The 266-nt window shown below is 57.9% G+C and carries 1 rRNA gene; it reads right to left on the reverse strand.

Annotated features, from left to right (window positions below):
* A 23S ribosomal RNA gene (locus tag C486_RS19720) occupies positions 1-266 on the reverse strand; the annotation flags it as partial.

Genomic DNA, 266 nt, shown 5'->3' on the forward strand with positions numbered 1-266 from the left:
TAGTCTACACTTGGGGACCTTAACCCAGCTCTGGGTTGTCTCCCTCACGGTACACAGGCTTACCCCGTGCACCGGACTCCCTGCGTCAAACGACGTTTGTAGGTTCGGAGTTGGACAGGGGGGCGCACTCCTCTCGGAGTGCGGTCCCCCAATCCGTCGCTCTACCCCACAAACTATCTCGGCAGAGGTCATGCTTCGACATGTTTCGGTTGGAACCAGCTGTTTCCGGACTCGATGGGCCTTTCACCCCTACACAAAGGTCACGA

Source organism: Natrinema gari JCM 14663 (genome assembly GCF_000337175.1).
Taxonomy (GTDB): domain Archaea; phylum Halobacteriota; class Halobacteria; order Halobacteriales; family Natrialbaceae; genus Natrinema; species Natrinema gari.